Consider the following 14,350-nt stretch of genomic DNA (forward strand, 5'->3'; position numbering starts at 1 on the left):
TCAGATGGCTCCGTCAGTCTGGTTCGTGGCGTAGGATTGATGGTGCGCGGCAGTGCCGGTCAGGGGCGAGAGGCCGTCGCGCATATCCACCATCATCACGACATCATGCGGCAACTTGGTGCCGCGGCGGGCATCCACCGTGGTCGCCACCACAATATGCCGGGCGAGATATTCCTTGATTTTTTGCTGGCCATAGTCGCGCTCCACCTCAAACATCTGGGAGAAATTGACATGGGCGAGCACACCATTCCCCCGTGGCCGCGCCGTCTCGCGCAGATTGGCGTGCGCCTTGCGGCGCACAATCTCCCACAAGCCGGAAAGCTGGCTGGCTTCGACATTGAACCACAAGCTGGGATTGGCGGCGTAACCGCGCCAGTCACGCAGCCATTCGTAATGGGCGCCGATGGCAATGCCTGTCGGCACGACATCGGCCTCCAACAGCTTCACGAATTCCAGCGCCGGGACGGTGGCGATGACCGGATCGTTAGAGGGCGGCAGGCCTTCCAGTTTTACCGCCGTCCCCGTCAGGGAGAAATCCATGGAGCTGTCCACATCCAGCGGGATGGTGCGCATCTTCACATCCAGCACCGCATTGGCGCCGCAGGCGCGCGCCTCATCCGCCAGGCGTTTCAGCGCCGTCTCCCAGCCCTGCGCGTGGCCCAGCGTCCAGGACCAGCCATAATGCAGCCAGCAGGTGGCGGAGATGGCGGCGATGGGCTTCAGCCCGTGGGAGCGCGCCAGCCGCAGCTCAGCCGGCGTCAGCGTCGCCATCCAGGGCTTACGGCCTTCGGCGGTCTCGGTGAGGCGGGCAAGCGTGTCGCGCGGAATCCGCCCGGTCTGCACGCTGTTGAGAATGTCCGCCTGGCGGCGGGCACTCTGCGCCTCGGCCAGTTTCTGGTCCGCCGTCTTGCCCTTGATGAAATCGAACAGCCCCATCAGGACACCATGAAGGCTTGCAGGGAGGCGCTGAGCGCCTGGGCATGGGCCGAGGCTTTCTCGGTTTCGGCCCGCAGCCGGGCGAACCATTCGGCGGCATCGATGGTCTTGGTGTTCAGCGTAATGCCGCGCACCACCATGGCGATGCTGGCGACCAGATGGCCGTTGACGATCTCCAGCTTGTAACGGCTCTCGCCCAGCTCCAGCGTGACACCGGTGACGGTGCCGGACCTGGCAAACAGCCCCTTCTTCTCATGGATCGTGACCTGCCCGGGCAGCGCCTCGGCCAGGCGATGGGCGAAGGCGCCGAGATGGGAGGCGGCATCGGCGGAAAAGCGCCGCAGCCATGCCGCCTGGAGGTCGAAATTCTCGCTCATGTCTCCAACACCCGCGCATTCACCCCCTGCATGCCGATCACCAGCTTGGCGCGGATCTCGGCCAGCTTCTGCTCCCGCGCGGCCTCTTGCGCCGCCGCCTCGCGCTCGATGTCGATCACCTCGTTCATGGTCCGGATGGTTTCATCCGCCACCTGGGCCAGCACATCGATATTGCGTGGATCGCCGCCGCGCGACTGGGCGGCGGTGACGGCGGCGTCATGCGCGCCCTTGGCGGCCAGCAGCGTGATCTGCCGATTGGCCTCATCCAGCTTGGCGGCGGCATCGGCGGCGTTGCGGATTTCCACCTGCACCACCGCCTGGCTGGCCACCGCCATCAGCCGCGGGATGACCACCAGCATGCCGTTGGAAATCTTCAGCATCCGGGTTTCGGCGGCGGCGCGGTTCTGGGCGATGATGGGGATGAGCATGGCGCTGCCCACCAGCGCCTCGCGCATGTCGGCAAGCTTGGCGCGGAAATTCGCGATCCCCGACCGGAAGGCCTGAACCTCGGCGGCATCCGCGGCCTCCTGTGTTTCGATCGCGCGCAGGCGCTTCGCTTCCAACTCCGCTTCGGCGCGATCCAGCGCGATCTGCCCGGCGGCGATGCCAATTTTGAGGTTATACAGCCCCTCCCGGATGGACCCCGCCTGCTGGTCCAGCAGCTGGATGGACACGGCGAGATCGGCCTTGGTCTTGCGCGCCTTGGCCTGCTCCTGGTCCATGAGGGTGAGGAACTGCTTGCGGCTTTCGGCAAAGCCCTGGAAGGCGCTGCGCGCCTGGGCGATGCCGCCGAGCAGTTTGCCGAACAGGCCAGGGCGCTGCACGCCGGCCGCCGCTTCCGCCTGAAGGTCCGAAATGCGCAGGATCTTGATGCCATCAAGCACGGCGGCGGCAATCTGCCCGGCCTCACCGGCATCGCCCAGCCGCACGCCCGAGAGCAGCTGCCGGGATGACGCCGCGATGCCTGACAGCGCGCCCTCGCCATGGGCCATCAGCGAGGTGGAGGACGCGAAGTCGATCTTGGCGGCCTGAGCCTGGGCGGCGGCAAACTCCTCAGACGGCAGATTCGCAACCTCCACCAGACGCGGCGCCGGTGGTAGGGGCGCCAACGCCTCGGGCAAGGGCGCCGGGAGGGACGGTGCAGGCTCCCCGGCGGGAAGAGACATAGGCCCCGTATCGAACAATGACAGGTCGAGCGGCGAGGATGGCGTTTCAGGCATGCTGCATCTCCAGTGCTGCAAGCATGCTATCACGACCGACGTCGGCCGCAATTCGGAATGACAAAAAGCCGCGACGCTCATTTGGGCCAAGCGGCTCTAGCAGCTTGCGCCTCCGGCTCGCGACCCCCTCCTCATCGGAAGAGGTAACAACGCCGCCAAGCCTTGCATCCCTGAAACCGCAATATTCGCAAACCCATTTGCGTCCCAAAAGATCCCTCCGGGAAGGGTCACCTTCCTGAATTTTGGCGGCAGGGTCAGCCTTTGGGGCTCTGTCTGGTCGGCGGTTGGAATGACAATGCCGCCATGGTGTTCCGGCATCTTTTCCATGACCTCTGGCGTAACAGTTCGGTGCTACAGTCGGCGGCCAAAAGCCCTGGGAAATCGAGATAATTTAAGCAAATCAAACGGTTAAACGGTCTGCGGCGGAGAGGGTGGGATTCGAACCCACGGTACGCTTGCACGTACAACAGTTTTCGAGACTGCCCCAATCGGCCACTCTGGCACCTCTCCGTGGGTCTCGGCTGGGGGCTTATAGGCAAGGGTGGGGCGCACCGCAACAGGCTTGCAAAAAACCAAACCGTGCCGGAAGCAGAATCAGCATTGACAGCGCCCTTGGCCCGGCTATAACGCGCCACTCGTCGCGGCTGGGGTCTCCTGGGCGCGCTCTAGGTTTTGAGTCGACACCTGATTGGATTATACCATGTTCGCAGTCATCCGCACCGGCGGCAAACAATACCGCGTCACGCCAGACGCGGTGCTGAAGGTTGAGAAGCTGGAGGCGGAAGCCGGCAGCACGGTTACCTTCACTGATGTCCTCGCCGTCGGCGGCGAAGGCAGCCTGAAGCTTGGGGCCCCGTGGTCGCCGGCGCTTCGGTTACCGCCACCGTCATCGCCCAGGATCGCCTGGATAAGGTCCTGATTTTCAAGAAGCGCCGCCGGCAGAACAGCCGCCGTAAGAACGGTCATCGCCAGCACGTCACCGTGCTGCGCATCTCCGGCATCAACGCGGCTTAAAGGAGCACTCACCAATGGCACATAAGAAAGCTGGCGGCTCGTCCCGCAACGGTCGCGATACCGAAGGCCGCCGCCTCGGCCTCAAGAAGGCTGGCGGCCAGGCCGTCATCGCCGGCAACATCCTGGTCCGTCAGCGCGGCACCAAGGTGAAGCCCGGCCTGAATGTCGGCGTCGGCCGTGACCACACCCTGTTCGCTCTGGCGGACGGCAAGGTTGTCTTCACCCGCAAGGCTGATGACCGCGTGCACGTCTCCGTGGAGCCGGTGGCCCAGGCCGCCGAGTAAGTTTTTGGGCCCGCGCCCACCCGAAAAAGCCGGCGCGAGCCGGCTTTTTTTATGCCCAGGCCGCCCCTTTTTTAAGACTGAGTTCCCCCGATGAAGTTCCTCGACCAGGCGAAAATTTTCCTCAAATCCGGCGATGGCGGCGATGGCGTCACCGCCTTCCGGCGCGAGAAATATGTGGAATTCGGCGGCCCGGATGGCGGCGATGGCGGCAAGGGCGGGGACATCATCTTCGAGTCTGTCGAAAACCTGAACACGCTGATCGATTTCCGCTACACCCAGCATTTCAAGGCGAAAAAAGGCGGCAATGGCGCCGGGTCGGACAAGACCGGCGCCGGCGCCCCGCAGCTCGTCATCAAGGTTCCGGTCGGCACCCAGATTTTCGATGATGAGCGCGAGACCATGCTGGCGGATCTCGACAAGCCGGGCATGCGCATCGTGCTGCTGAAAGGCGGCGATGGCGGCTTCGGCAATGCCCGCTTCAAAACCTCCACCAACCGCGCCCCGCGCCGGTCCGACAAAGGCTGGCCGGGCGAGGAGCGCTGGGTCTGGCTGCGCCTGAAGCTCATCGCCGATGCCGGGCTGGTCGGGCTGCCGAATGCCGGCAAATCCACCTTCCTGAAGGCGGTCTCCGGCGCCAACCCCAAAATCGCGGATTATCCCTTCACCACCTTGCACCCGCAGCTCGGCGTGGTGCGGCTGAACATGTCCGAGGAATTCGTGCTGGCGGACATTCCCGGCCTCATCGAGGGCGCGCATGAAGGCATCGGGCTCGGTGACCGCTTTCTTGGCCATGTCGAGCGTTGCGCGGTGCTGCTGCACCTCATCGATGGCGCGGCCGGCGGCGTGGTGGATGCCTGGCGCACCATCCGCGGCGAGCTGGAAGCCTATGGCGGCGGGCTGAGCGAGAAGCCAGAGATCATCGTGCTGAACAAGACCGACGCGATGAGCCCGCGCGAGCTCTCCTCCCGCAAATCCGCTTTGGCGAAAGCCTCTGGCGCGAAGGTGATGAGCATCTGCGCCGTCACCGGCGAGGGCGTGCGCGAGGTGCTGCGCGCCCTGCAGGATGTCATCAACGAGGCCAAGGCGGAGCGCGCCGGGGCATGATCCCCTCGCTGAAATCCGCCAAGCGCATCGTCATCAAGATCGGCTCGGCGCTGATCGTCGACCCCGAAACCGCCGGCCCGCGCGAGGCCTGGCTGCGTGGCGTGGCGGCGGATATCGCCGCGCTGATGGCGCATGGGGCGGAGGTGATCGTCGTCTCCTCCGGCGCCATCGCGCTCGCCCGCCGGCAGCTTGGCCTCAGCGGCGCCAAGCTGCGGCTGGATGAGAAGCAGGCCGCCGCCGCCGTCGGCCAGATCCGCCTGGCCCAGGCCTGGGCGCAAATCCTGGCGGAGAAAAACCTCACCGCCGCGCAGCTGCTGATCACTTTGAGCGACACCGAAAACCGCCGCCATTACCTCAATGCCCGCGCCACCCTCGCCACCCTGCTCTCGCTGGGCTGCGTGCCGGTGATCAATGAGAACGACTCGGTGGCCACCGCCGAGATCCGCTATGGCGATAATGACCGGCTGGCCGCGCGCGTCGCAGAGATGGTGCAGGCCGACGCGCTGCTGCTGCTCTCGGACATTGACGGGCTCTACACCGCCGACCCCCGCAAGGACCCGGAGGCCGCCCATATCCCGGTGGTGGAGACGCTGACGCCCGAGATCATGGCCATGGGCGGTGAGCCGCCGCCGGGCTATTCCTCCGGCGGCATGCGCACCAAGCTGGTCGCCGGGCAGATCGCCACCCAGGCCGGCTGCGCCATGGCGATTGCCATCGGCAATCGCGAGAACCCGATCGCCGCCGTCGCCGCCGGGGCGAAATGCACCTGGTTCCTGCCCGCCCCGGAAGGCCGCTCCGCCCGCAAGAGCTGGATCGCCGGCCACCTCGCCCCGGCGGGCACGCTGACCATCGATGACGGCGCTGCCCGCGCTTTGGCCAAGGGCTCCTCGCTGCTGCCGGCGGGCATCCGGGCGGTCAACGGCGCCTTTGAGCGTGGCGATCCGGTGGACGTGCTGGCGCTGGATGGCACCCGCATCGCCCGCGGCCTCACCGCCTATTCCAGCCAGGACGCGGCGCGCATCGCCGGCCATCGTTCCGAGGATTTCGAGGGGCTGCTGGGGTTTCGGGGGCGCGATGAGGTCATCCACCGCGATGATCTGGTGATTTTTTAAAGACGTGGGGACTTTTTGAAAAAAGTCCCCACACCCCAAAAACTTTTGTGACCTTCCGGCCCGGGCGCTTCTATAATTCGGGCACGGGCACCGAGGGCGTGATCAGGAAGCGTTTTTCGCGGCTGGTCTGGCCGGCCACCAGTGTAATCGTTCCCGCCTTTACCCCCAGCCACGCCGCCAGCGCCGCGATGATCGCCTCATTCGCCTTGCCATCCTCCGGCGGCGCGTTCACCGCCACTTTCAGCCGCGCCTGCGGCCACCCAGGCGCTGCGGCCGCAGGCACCACCGGGCCAATCGCCACCCGCCTCGCCCCCGGCTGCGCCTTCACCGCCAGGCTCAGCCCCCGGCTCGTCTCATCCCAAAACCGCATCTCATCCTTCGGCACGAAAAAAAACCCGCCAGCCAATGGCCAGCGGGTCAAGTCAACAGGGAGGCTTCACGTCTGGGAGACGTTGGGACCGAAGTCCCACTCCAACCCCTCTCGGGACCGGATATGTTGTATATAAGCCACATCAGAGATTTTTTAAGTGTGAAAATCGTAACCCTGTTGATCTTGTGTAACATGGTGTAGCAGCGCCCCGGACGACTCCAGGGCGCGCCTCACTTCAGCCCTTCACGCCGTTGCGTTCCGCAATAGAATTCACCAGGAAGTCACGGAAAACCGCGACGCGCTTGGAGTTCCGCAGCTCTTCCGGATAGACGAAATACATATCCACCGGCGGCTTCTTCACATCCGCGAGCAGCGGCACCAGGCCGGAGGAATCGCCCACCAGATAATCCGGCACCGCGCCGATGCCGATGCCGGCCCGGATGCAGGCCAGCATCGCCTGCAGCGAGTTCACCTCCAGCACCCCGCGCCGCGCCGTGCCATCCTTGCGGCCCAGCTCGCCCAGCCAGTTCACATCCGGCACTGGCGGCTTGCGGTCGCCGAACAGGATCAGCTTATGCTTGTCCAGATCGTCCGCGCTCTCCGGCGTGCCATTCGCCTTCAGATAATCCGGCGAGGCCCAGATCTGGCTGCGGATCTCGCCCAGATGGCGCTGCACCAGGTCCGGCTGGCGGGGCGGATGCATGCGGATGGCGACATCCGCCTCGCGCATCGCCAGATCCAGGTCGGTGTCATCCAGCAGCAGCGAGACGGTGACATCCGGATGCGCGGCGAGGAAATGTTTCAGCCTTGGTGCCAGCCAGGTCACGCCGAAGCTGTGGGTGGTGGTCACTTTCAAGCGCCCGGCCGGCTTTTCCTTGCTCTCGGCCAGCAGCGCCTCGGTCATCGCCAGCTTGGCGAACACCTCGCGCACGGTGCGGTTCAACGCCTCACCCTGCTCGGTGAGGATCAGCCCGCGCGCATGGCGGTGAAACAAAGGCACCGCCAGCGCCTCCTCCAGCGCCGAAATCTGCCGCGACACGGCGGACTGGCTGAGATTCAGCGTATCCCCCGCATGCGTGAAGCTGCCCGCCTCGGCGACAGCGTGAAAAACCCGAAGCTTGTCCCAATCCATTTTTTGTCCGGTCATTTTATGCCGCCTCGCTGACGTGCAGAGGAATATGGCTCAGAAACTTCTCGACCTCCAGCGCCGCCATGCAGCCGGTGCCGGCCGCCGTCACCGCCTGACGGTAGATCTTGTCCTGAACGTCGCCGGCCGCGAATACGCCGGGGATGGAGGTCTCGGTGGTGCCGGGACGGGTGATGATATAACCCTCATCATCCAGCTGCACCTGGCCGTGGAACAAAGCGGTGGTCGGCGAATGGCCGATGGCGATGAACACGCCATCCACCTCGATCTGCCTGGCCTCGCCGGTCGTCGCGTGTTTCAGATTAAGCCCCGTCACCACCGCCGGGCTGGCCGTGCCGGTGATCTCCTCGACCACATGATCCCAGATGATCGAGATTTTCGGATTCTCGAACAAACGCTGCTGCAAAATCCGCTCGGCGCGCAAGCTGTTGCGGCGATGGATCAGCGTGACATGGCTGGCGTGATGGGTGAGGTAGAGCGCCTCTTCCACCGCCGTATTGCCGCCGCCGACCACCGCGACCTTCTTGCCGCGATAGAAAAACCCGTCGCAGGTCGCACAGGCGGAAACGCCGCCGCCCTGATAGGTTTTCTCTGACTCCAGCCCCAGCCAGCGCGCCTGCGCGCCGGTGGCGATGATCACGCTCTCCGCCTCGAACACGATCCCGCCATCGGTCTCGGCGATGAAGGGGCGTTTGGAGACATCGACCTTGGTGATCAGATCATACATGATCTCGGTGCCGACATGCTCGGCCTGCTTGGCCATCTGCTCCATCAGCCAGGGGCCCTGGATGGGATCGGCGAAGCCGGGATAATTCTCGACCTCCGTGGTGATGGTGAGCTGCCCGCCGGGCTGCAACCCGGCCACCAGCACCGGGGCCAGATTGGCACGGGCCGCGTAAATCGCCGCCGTGTAACCCGCCGGGCCGGCGCCAATGATCAAAACCCGGGTCTTTTTCACCTCAGTCATCGCTGCTGATCCACAATCCTTATAAGTCCCGGATTACATATCCGTTGCGTGCGCGCCGATACAAGGTATCTAACACGGCAGACGGCGCCAAAACCCGCGATAACTGGCTGTAACAAGACGTTTCCGGCTATTTAAGTCGTTCGCGCGCTTCCCAATATCATGCAAATGCGCTCTTCCGAAACTGATCATTTCAACGGTACATATTTTTTCAATCCAGAGGCCGCGCCGCAGACCGGCAAACGCAGCCGGGGCGGGATGATGCGAATCCTGCGAGCCAGGATGACGAGAAACCCGGCCCTCTGGGCGCAATGGCCGGAGCGCATCGAGAACAAGCCTTATCCGGCGCCGGACCCCGCCACACCCAGCGTCACCTGGATCGGCCATAGCTCCTTCCTGGTCTGCTTTGGCGGGTTAACAATGTTAACAGACCCGGTATTTTCGGAGCGCTGCTCCCCCGTGCGCTTCGCCGGGCCAAAGCGCGTGCGCGATCCCGGCCTGCGCATCGCGCAGCTGCCGCCTATCGATCTGATCCTGCTCTCGCACAATCATTACGACCATATGGACCTCGACTCGCTGCGCCAGATCCGCAAGCGCTTCCCGGCGGCGCATCTGGTCACCAGCCTGGGCAACGCCGCCTTCCTGAAACGCGCCCAGCTCCCCGGCGCCACCGAGCTGGATTGGTGGGAGAGTGTGACCGTGCAGGGCGCGCATATCGCCGCCGCCCCGCCCGGCATTTCGCCGCCCGGACGCTATGGGACCGCAACCAGACACTCTGGGTCAGCTTCATGGTCAATTATCACGGCCATAAGCTCTATTTCGGCGGGGATAGCGGCTACACGAAATTCTACACCGAGATCCATCGCCGCCTCGGCGCGCCGGACCTGGCGCTGCTGCCCATCGGTGCCTATGCGCCGCGCGAGATGATGAAGAGCGTGCACATGAACCCGCAGGAGGCGGTGCAGGCCTTCAGCGATCTGCAGGCCAAGCGCGCCGTGGGCATGCATTTCGGCACCTTCCAGCTCACCGCCGAGCCGATCGACGCGCCGGAGAAGGAACTGACCCTGGCGCTGACGCAGGCTGGGATTTCACCGGACCGGTTCTTCACGCTGGATGTCGGGCAGAGCGCGCCGCTCTGGGTTAACCCCAGCGTTTTTCGCCGCTTTTTTGAAAAAAAGCGGCACCAAAAAACTTTTGCTAACCCCTGCGCACCGCCATCGCCGTGACTTCCACCTTCATCGCCGGGTCCATCAGCGCGCTCACCCCCACCGCGCAGCGCACCGGGTAGGGCTTGGCGAAATACCGGCAATAGACCTCATTGAAGGCCGGGCGGTCCGCCATGTCCGTCAGATAGATCGTCAGATGGATCACATCCGCCAGCCTGCCTCCCGCCGCCTCCAGCGAGGTCTTCAGGCAGGTCAGCGTCGCCTCGCTCTGCGTCACGATATCGCCCAGCTCCAGCTCGCCATCCGGGCGTAGCGGGATCTGCGTGGTCACCAGCAGATTGCCCAGCCCGGCCACGTCCGAGGAGATCGCCGTCTCGTCGGTATCTTCCAGGAAATAAGGTTCGGTCTGGCTCATGGCGTCGCTTTCAGCCCAGCGGGGCGGTGGGTTTGGGTTTGAAGCTGCACCAGGGCGCGCCGGCACAGCGCCAGCATTCCGGCTTGCGCGCCTTGCACACATAGCGCCCGTGCAGGATCAGCCAGAGATGCGCCGGCTTCAGCATCTCTTTCGGGATGCGCTTCAGCAGCCCCTCCTCCACCGCGCGCGGGTGGCGCCGGGGCAATGCCAGTGCGGTTGCCGAGGCGGAAAATATGCGTGTCCACCGCCATCGTCGGCAGGCCGAAAATCTCGTTCAGCACCACATTCGCGGTCTTGCGGCCCACCCCGGGCAACGCCTCCAGCGCCTCGCGCTCGCCGGGCACCTCACCGCCATGGCGCTCCAGCAATTGCTGGGAAAGCGCTGCCGCATTCTTCGCCTTGGCCTGCCAGAGGCCGATGGATTTGATATGCTGGCCGATCCCCTCCGCCCCCAAAGCCGCCATCGAAGCCGCATCGGGTGCTGCCGCAAACAAAGCCGGTGTCACCTTGTTCACCGCGATATCGGTGGTCTGGGCCGAGAGCATCACCGCGATCAGCAGCTGAAACGGCGTGCCATAATCCAGCTCCGTGCGCGGATCGTCATTCCCCGCGGCGATGGCGGTGAGAAACGGCGCCACATCCGCCTTCTTCATCGGCTTGGAGGGCGCGATCTCGCCCGGCTTGGCGGTCATTTGGTGCCGAACAGCCGGTCCCCGGCATCGCCCAGCCCGGGCAGGATATAGGCATTCTCATCGAGCTGCCGGTCCAAAGCGGCGGTATAGATCGGCACATCAGGATGCGCCGCCTCGAAGTTTGCCACCCCCTCGGGTGCGGCCAGCAGGCAGACGAATTTCAGCTGCCGCGTCCCGGCATCCTTCAGCTTCTGCACGGCGGCGGCGGCGGAATGGCCGGTGGCGAGCATCGGGTCCACCACCACGCAGAGCCGTTCCTCCAGCGCCTCGGGCACCTTGAAGTAATATTCCACCGGCTCATGCGTCTCATGGTCGCGATAGAGCCCGACATGGCCGACCCTGGCAGCCGGCACCAGATCCAGCATGCCATCCAGAATCCCCGCCCCGGCGCGCAATATGGAGATGAAGCAGAGCTTCTTGCCCTGCACCTGCACCGCCTGCATCTCCTCCATCGGGGTCTGGATGGTGATCGGCTCCAGCGGCAGGTCGCGCAGCACCTCATAGGCCAGCAGCAGCGAAATCTCCCGCGCCAGCCGGCGGAAGCCGCCGGTGGTGGTCTCCGTCTTGCGCAGCAAGGTGAGCTTATGCTGCACCAGAGGATGGTCGATCACGCTCAGCATCGCTTCACTCCCCGCCTTAGGCAGCCGGATGACGAAGCGCGCCCCGATCACGTGGCCCTCCTCGTCCCGGCGGTTTTCGGCCGAAATCCGGCCCTGATGCGCCTCCACGATCTGCCGCGAGATCGACAGACCCAGCCCGGAATGGCTGCCGAACTGCTCATTCTGCGGCCGCTCGGAATAGAAGCGGTCAAAGATGGAATCGAGCTTGCCATCCGGAATGCCCGGCCCCTCATCCTCCACCGAAAGCTCCACCAGCCCGCCGGTCAGCCGTCCCCGCAGATAAATCCTGCCCTCCGCCGGGCTGAAGGAGATCGCATTGCCGATCAGGTTGCGCAGCACCTGCACCAGCCTTGTCTCGGAGCCGCGCACCAGCAGATCGGCCGCCGGCACGTCCACCTCCATGAAGGGCGCGCCCTCCTTGCGGGTGGCGTCGTGGATCTCCGCCAACGTCGCCAGCAGCCGCGCCATATCGACAATCTCATAGCGGCTGCGCGACAGCTCCGAATCCAGGCGCGAACTGTCCGAAATATCGGTGATCAGCCGGTCCAGCCGCGAGACATCCTGGTTGACGATGGCCAGCAGCCGCGAGGCCCGGGCCGGATCCTCCACCCGCGTCAGCGTTTCCACCGCCGAGCGGATCGAGGAGAGCGGGTTCTTGATCTCATGCGCGACATCGGCGGCGAATTTCTCAATCGCATCCATGCGCGACCAAAGCGCCTGGGAGGTGCCCTCCAGCGTGCGCGCCAGCGTGCCGATCTCGTCATTGCGCCCGGTCACCGCCTTGGGCAGCGTCTGCGCCCCGGCCCGGCCCTCGCGCATGCGCTGCGCCGCCGCCGCCAGGCGCGAGATCGGGCTGGCGATGGTGCGCGAAAGGTAGAACGAGACGATGACGGTGAGCGCCAGCGCCAGGGCGAACAGGAGCAGAATCGAAATCCGCACCGCCAGCACCGCCGCATCCACCTCGGAGGCCTCGCGGGTGAGCAGCACCGTGCCCACCGATTGCTGCCCATGCTCGATCGGCTCCGCCACCGTCACCAGCAAAATCCCCTGCGGGTCGCGGCGCACGAAAGGCGGCGCCTCCTTGCCCTGGGCGGCGTTGGTCATCTGCAAAACCGTGCGCGCATCCGGCTGCCAGCCCAGCGTGTTCGGGTCCTGCCCGGCGCCGGAGCCGATCACCCCGGATTCATCCTGGTTGCCGGTCACCGAGCCGGAAAGATGGTCATAGATGAAGGAAATCACCCGCGAGAACAGCCCTGGCGGCGGCGGCGCCGAAAGCGGCTCCGTCACAATCGCCCCGCCCGCGCCGGGATGCACCCTGGAATTGGCGATCAGCTCGCCATCCGCGCCATAAATCAGCGCCTGCGCATTCGGCGTCGGCTCGGTGAGGGAATAAAGCAGCGGCTGCGCCAGGTCCGCATTCAACGCCGGCTGGTTGTTGCTCTCCTGCACCGCCGTCTCGGCGATCGCCCCGGCATAGATCCGCGCCTGCTCGCGCAGCGCCGACACCTCGGCGGAGAGCAGCCCCTGCTGATACTGATCCAGATACAAAAGCGCCGCGAAGATCAGCACCAGCGGCAGCAAATTCACCAGGAGAATGTCGCGCAGCAACCGCGACAGGCGGGTTTTCCGGGCCAGCTTCAGGCGTCCTTATAGCGATAGCCGATGCCGTACAGCGTCTCGATCTGGTCGAACTCGCCATCCACATTGCGGAATTTCTTGCGCAGCCGCTTCACATGGCTGTCGATCGTGCGGTCATCCACATAGACATTCTCGCCATAGGCGGCGTCGATCAGCTGGTCCCGGCTCTTCACCATGCCCGGACGCTGCGCCAGCGCCTTCACCAGCAAGAACTCCGTCACCGTCAGCTGAATATCCTTGCCCTTCCACAGGCATTGATGCTTGGTCTCATCCAGGCTGAGATCGCCGCGGGTCAGGATACTCGCCGGGGTGGCGCCGGTGGCCTCGGCCCGGGTCGATTCATGCCGGCGCAGCAGGGCGCGGATGCGCTCCAGCAGCAGCCTCTGGCTGAACGGCTTGGTGATATAATCATCCGCCCCCAGCCGCAGCCCCATCAGCTCGTCCAGCTCGTCATCCTTGGAGGTGAGAAAAATCACCGGCAGCGCCGAGCGGGCGCGCAGCTTCTGCAGCAGCTCCATCCCGTCCATGCGCGGCATCTTGATATCCAGCACCGCCAGATCCACCGGCTTGGCCAGCAGCGCCTGCAGGGCACTCTCGCCATCGGTATAGGTGCGCACCACGAAGCCCTCGGCCTCCAGTGTCATCTGCACCGAAGTGAGGATATTGCGGTCGTCATCGACCAGGGCAATGGTTTGTTTCATCGTGCAGACCCAATCAGTGGCGGTTATGGCCTTTCTGCCGCCAGGGAGTGACCGGATTATGGCAGTAAATCAAGAGCAAAGACTTCACGACGCCGCGCAATTGCTCCTTACCGCCCGCAGCGCCACCTTGGCGACGGTGCATGAGGGCATGCCGCACGCCGCTTTGGTCACCCCGGCGCTGGATGAGGACGCCCAGCCCCTCCTGCTGCTCTCCAACCTGGCCGTGCATACGCGCCATCTGCGCGCCCACCCATCCTGCGCTCTGCTCGTCACCGGCACGCCCAGCAGCGACAACCCGCAAACCACCCCGCGCCTCTGCCTGACCGGCGAGGCCAAGGCCCTGCCGGACAAATCCAAGCGCGAGATTTTCCTGAAAACCCACCCTTACGCCACTCAGTATATAGACTTCGCAGACTTCACCTTCTGGAAGCTATTTATTTTAGGCTCAAATTATGTCGGCGGTTTTGCGAATGCGTCATCTTTCCAATTCGCCGCGCTGCAAAATCAGATTTTCAAATCCGCCATGCGCCCGCCCGGTTGAATCTCCGGCGTGACGCGCATATGAACCATCGTGCATATCCGCGTTTCCA

General features: G+C 64.6%; 13 protein-coding genes, 1 tRNA gene and 4 pseudogenes. 6 read left to right on the forward strand and 12 right to left on the reverse strand.

Annotated features, from left to right (window positions below; all coding sequences use genetic code 11):
* The 4 genes from GT370_RS14505 to GT370_RS14520 form a co-directional block, all read right to left on the reverse strand.
* Positions 1-936, reverse strand: a complete 936-nt coding sequence (locus GT370_RS14505) for a heavy metal-binding domain-containing protein (RefSeq protein WP_008493911.1) — start codon at positions 934-936, stop codon at positions 1-3.
* Positions 936-1,313: a hypothetical protein gene (locus GT370_RS14510; RefSeq protein WP_008493910.1), complete on the reverse strand. Its 378-nt coding sequence runs from the start codon at positions 1,311-1,313 to the stop codon at positions 936-938. The genes GT370_RS14505 and GT370_RS14510 overlap by 1 nt, the downstream gene beginning before the upstream one ends.
* The gene (locus GT370_RS14515; protein WP_168118413.1) at positions 1,310-2,533 is read right to left on the reverse strand and encodes a toxic anion resistance protein; all 1,224 of its coding nucleotides are present in this window, start codon (positions 2,531-2,533) and stop codon (positions 1,310-1,312) included. The genes GT370_RS14510 and GT370_RS14515 overlap by 4 nt, the downstream gene beginning before the upstream one ends.
* Positions 2,534-2,956: 423 nt before the next feature.
* Positions 2,957-3,043: transfer RNA gene (locus GT370_RS14520), tRNA-Ser, on the reverse strand.
* Positions 3,044-3,233: 190 nt separating this feature from the next.
* Here GT370_RS14520 and rplU point away from each other — a divergent pair.
* The 4 genes and pseudogenes from rplU to proB all read left to right on the forward strand — a co-directional run bounded on the left by rplU (position 3,234) and on the right by proB (position 6,047).
* Positions 3,234-3,547 (forward strand): annotated as a pseudogene (gene rplU, locus GT370_RS14525) (50S ribosomal protein L21).
* 14 nt (positions 3,548-3,561) lie between these two features.
* On the forward strand, positions 3,562-3,831 hold the full coding sequence (gene rpmA / locus GT370_RS14530; protein WP_008493907.1) for a 50S ribosomal protein L27: 270 nt from the start codon (positions 3,562-3,564) through the stop codon (positions 3,829-3,831).
* A gap of 90 nt (positions 3,832-3,921) precedes the next feature.
* Entirely contained in the window at positions 3,922-4,935 is a 1,014-nt protein-coding gene (gene obgE, locus GT370_RS14535) for a GTPase ObgE (protein WP_008493906.1), read from the forward strand.
* Entirely contained in the window at positions 4,932-6,047 is a 1,116-nt protein-coding gene (proB, locus tag GT370_RS14540; protein WP_270183293.1) for a glutamate 5-kinase, read from the forward strand. The genes obgE and proB overlap by 4 nt, the downstream gene beginning before the upstream one ends.
* A gap of 70 nt (positions 6,048-6,117) precedes the next feature.
* Here the strand turns inward: proB and GT370_RS14545 are convergent, their stop codons facing one another.
* The 3 genes from GT370_RS14545 to trxB all read right to left on the reverse strand — a co-directional run bounded on the left by GT370_RS14545 (position 6,118) and on the right by trxB (position 8,531).
* Positions 6,118-6,432 (reverse strand): DUF167 domain-containing protein, encoded by a 315-nt coding sequence (locus GT370_RS14545; protein WP_240376600.1) that lies wholly within the window; start codon positions 6,430-6,432, stop codon positions 6,118-6,120.
* A 220-nt stretch (positions 6,433-6,652) separates the two neighbouring features.
* The gene (locus tag GT370_RS14550; RefSeq protein ID WP_026440748.1) at positions 6,653-7,549 is read right to left on the reverse strand and encodes a LysR family transcriptional regulator; all 897 of its coding nucleotides are present in this window, start codon (positions 7,547-7,549) and stop codon (positions 6,653-6,655) included.
* A 16-nt stretch (positions 7,550-7,565) separates the two neighbouring features.
* The gene (trxB, locus tag GT370_RS14555) at positions 7,566-8,531 is read right to left on the reverse strand and encodes a thioredoxin-disulfide reductase (RefSeq protein ID WP_008493901.1); all 966 of its coding nucleotides are present in this window, start codon (positions 8,529-8,531) and stop codon (positions 7,566-7,568) included.
* 417 nt (positions 8,532-8,948) lie between these two features.
* Here trxB and GT370_RS14560 point away from each other — a divergent pair.
* Positions 8,949-9,754, forward strand: a pseudogene (locus tag GT370_RS14560) (MBL fold metallo-hydrolase).
* On the opposite strand, the gene GT370_RS14565 reads toward GT370_RS14560, so the two are convergent.
* The 5 genes and pseudogenes from GT370_RS14565 to GT370_RS14585 form a co-directional block, all read right to left on the reverse strand.
* Positions 9,726-10,109, reverse strand: a complete 384-nt coding sequence (locus GT370_RS14565) for a RidA family protein (protein ID WP_008493899.1) — start codon at positions 10,107-10,109, stop codon at positions 9,726-9,728. The pseudogene GT370_RS14560 and the gene GT370_RS14565 overlap by 29 nt on opposite strands.
* 10 nt (positions 10,110-10,119) lie before the next feature.
* Positions 10,120-10,762: pseudogene (gene nth / locus GT370_RS14570) on the reverse strand (endonuclease III).
* A gap of 35 nt (positions 10,763-10,797) precedes the next feature.
* Complete coding sequence (gene upp / locus GT370_RS14575) at positions 10,798-11,421, reverse strand: uracil phosphoribosyltransferase (RefSeq protein WP_008493897.1); 624 nt, start codon at positions 11,419-11,421, stop codon at positions 10,798-10,800.
* 27 nt (positions 11,422-11,448) lie between these two features.
* Positions 11,449-13,062, reverse strand: a pseudogene (locus tag GT370_RS14580) (ATP-binding protein); the annotation flags it as partial.
* Positions 13,059-13,760, reverse strand: a complete 702-nt coding sequence (locus GT370_RS14585; protein ID WP_008493894.1) for a response regulator transcription factor — start codon at positions 13,758-13,760, stop codon at positions 13,059-13,061. The pseudogene GT370_RS14580 and the gene GT370_RS14585, both read right to left, overlap by 4 nt.
* 58 nt (positions 13,761-13,818) lie before the next feature.
* Here GT370_RS14585 and GT370_RS14590 point away from each other — a divergent pair, with 58 nt between their 5' ends.
* The gene (locus tag GT370_RS14590; RefSeq protein ID WP_168118412.1) at positions 13,819-14,301 is read left to right on the forward strand and encodes a pyridoxamine 5'-phosphate oxidase family protein; all 483 of its coding nucleotides are present in this window, start codon (positions 13,819-13,821) and stop codon (positions 14,299-14,301) included.
* Positions 14,302-14,350 lie beyond the last annotated feature (49 nt).

Origin of the sequence: Acidocella sp. MX-AZ03, from assembly GCF_027626035.1 — a bacterium.
Classification (GTDB): Bacteria; Pseudomonadota; Alphaproteobacteria; order Acetobacterales; family Acetobacteraceae; genus Acidocella; species Acidocella facilis.

Coding starts and splice junctions, on each gene's coding strand:
- obgE (WP_008493906.1), top strand. CDS start 3,922: ATGAAGTTCCTCGACCAGGCGAAAATTTTCCTCAAATCCGGCGATGGC.
- GT370_RS14515 (WP_168118413.1), bottom strand. CDS start 2,533: ATGCCTGAAACGCCATCCTCGCCGCTCGACCTGTCATTGTTCGATACG.
- rpmA (WP_008493907.1), top strand. CDS start 3,562: ATGGCACATAAGAAAGCTGGCGGCTCGTCCCGCAACGGTCGCGATACC.
- GT370_RS14585 (WP_008493894.1), bottom strand. CDS start 13,760: ATGAAACAAACCATTGCCCTGGTCGATGACGACCGCAATATCCTCACT.
- trxB (WP_008493901.1), bottom strand. CDS start 8,531: ATGACTGAGGTGAAAAAGACCCGGGTTTTGATCATTGGCGCCGGCCCG.
- GT370_RS14565 (WP_008493899.1), bottom strand. CDS start 10,109: ATGAGCCAGACCGAACCTTATTTCCTGGAAGATACCGACGAGACGGCG.
- GT370_RS14505 (WP_008493911.1), bottom strand. CDS start 936: ATGGGGCTGTTCGATTTCATCAAGGGCAAGACGGCGGACCAGAAACTG.
- upp (WP_008493897.1), bottom strand. CDS start 11,421: ATGCTGAGCGTGATCGACCATCCTCTGGTGCAGCATAAGCTCACCTTG.
- GT370_RS14550 (WP_026440748.1), bottom strand. CDS start 7,549: ATGGATTGGGACAAGCTTCGGGTTTTTCACGCTGTCGCCGAGGCGGGC.
- proB (WP_270183293.1), top strand. CDS start 4,932: ATGATCCCCTCGCTGAAATCCGCCAAGCGCATCGTCATCAAGATCGGC.
- GT370_RS14590 (WP_168118412.1), top strand. CDS start 13,819: ATGGCAGTAAATCAAGAGCAAAGACTTCACGACGCCGCGCAATTGCTC.
- GT370_RS14510 (WP_008493910.1), bottom strand. CDS start 1,313: ATGAGCGAGAATTTCGACCTCCAGGCGGCATGGCTGCGGCGCTTTTCC.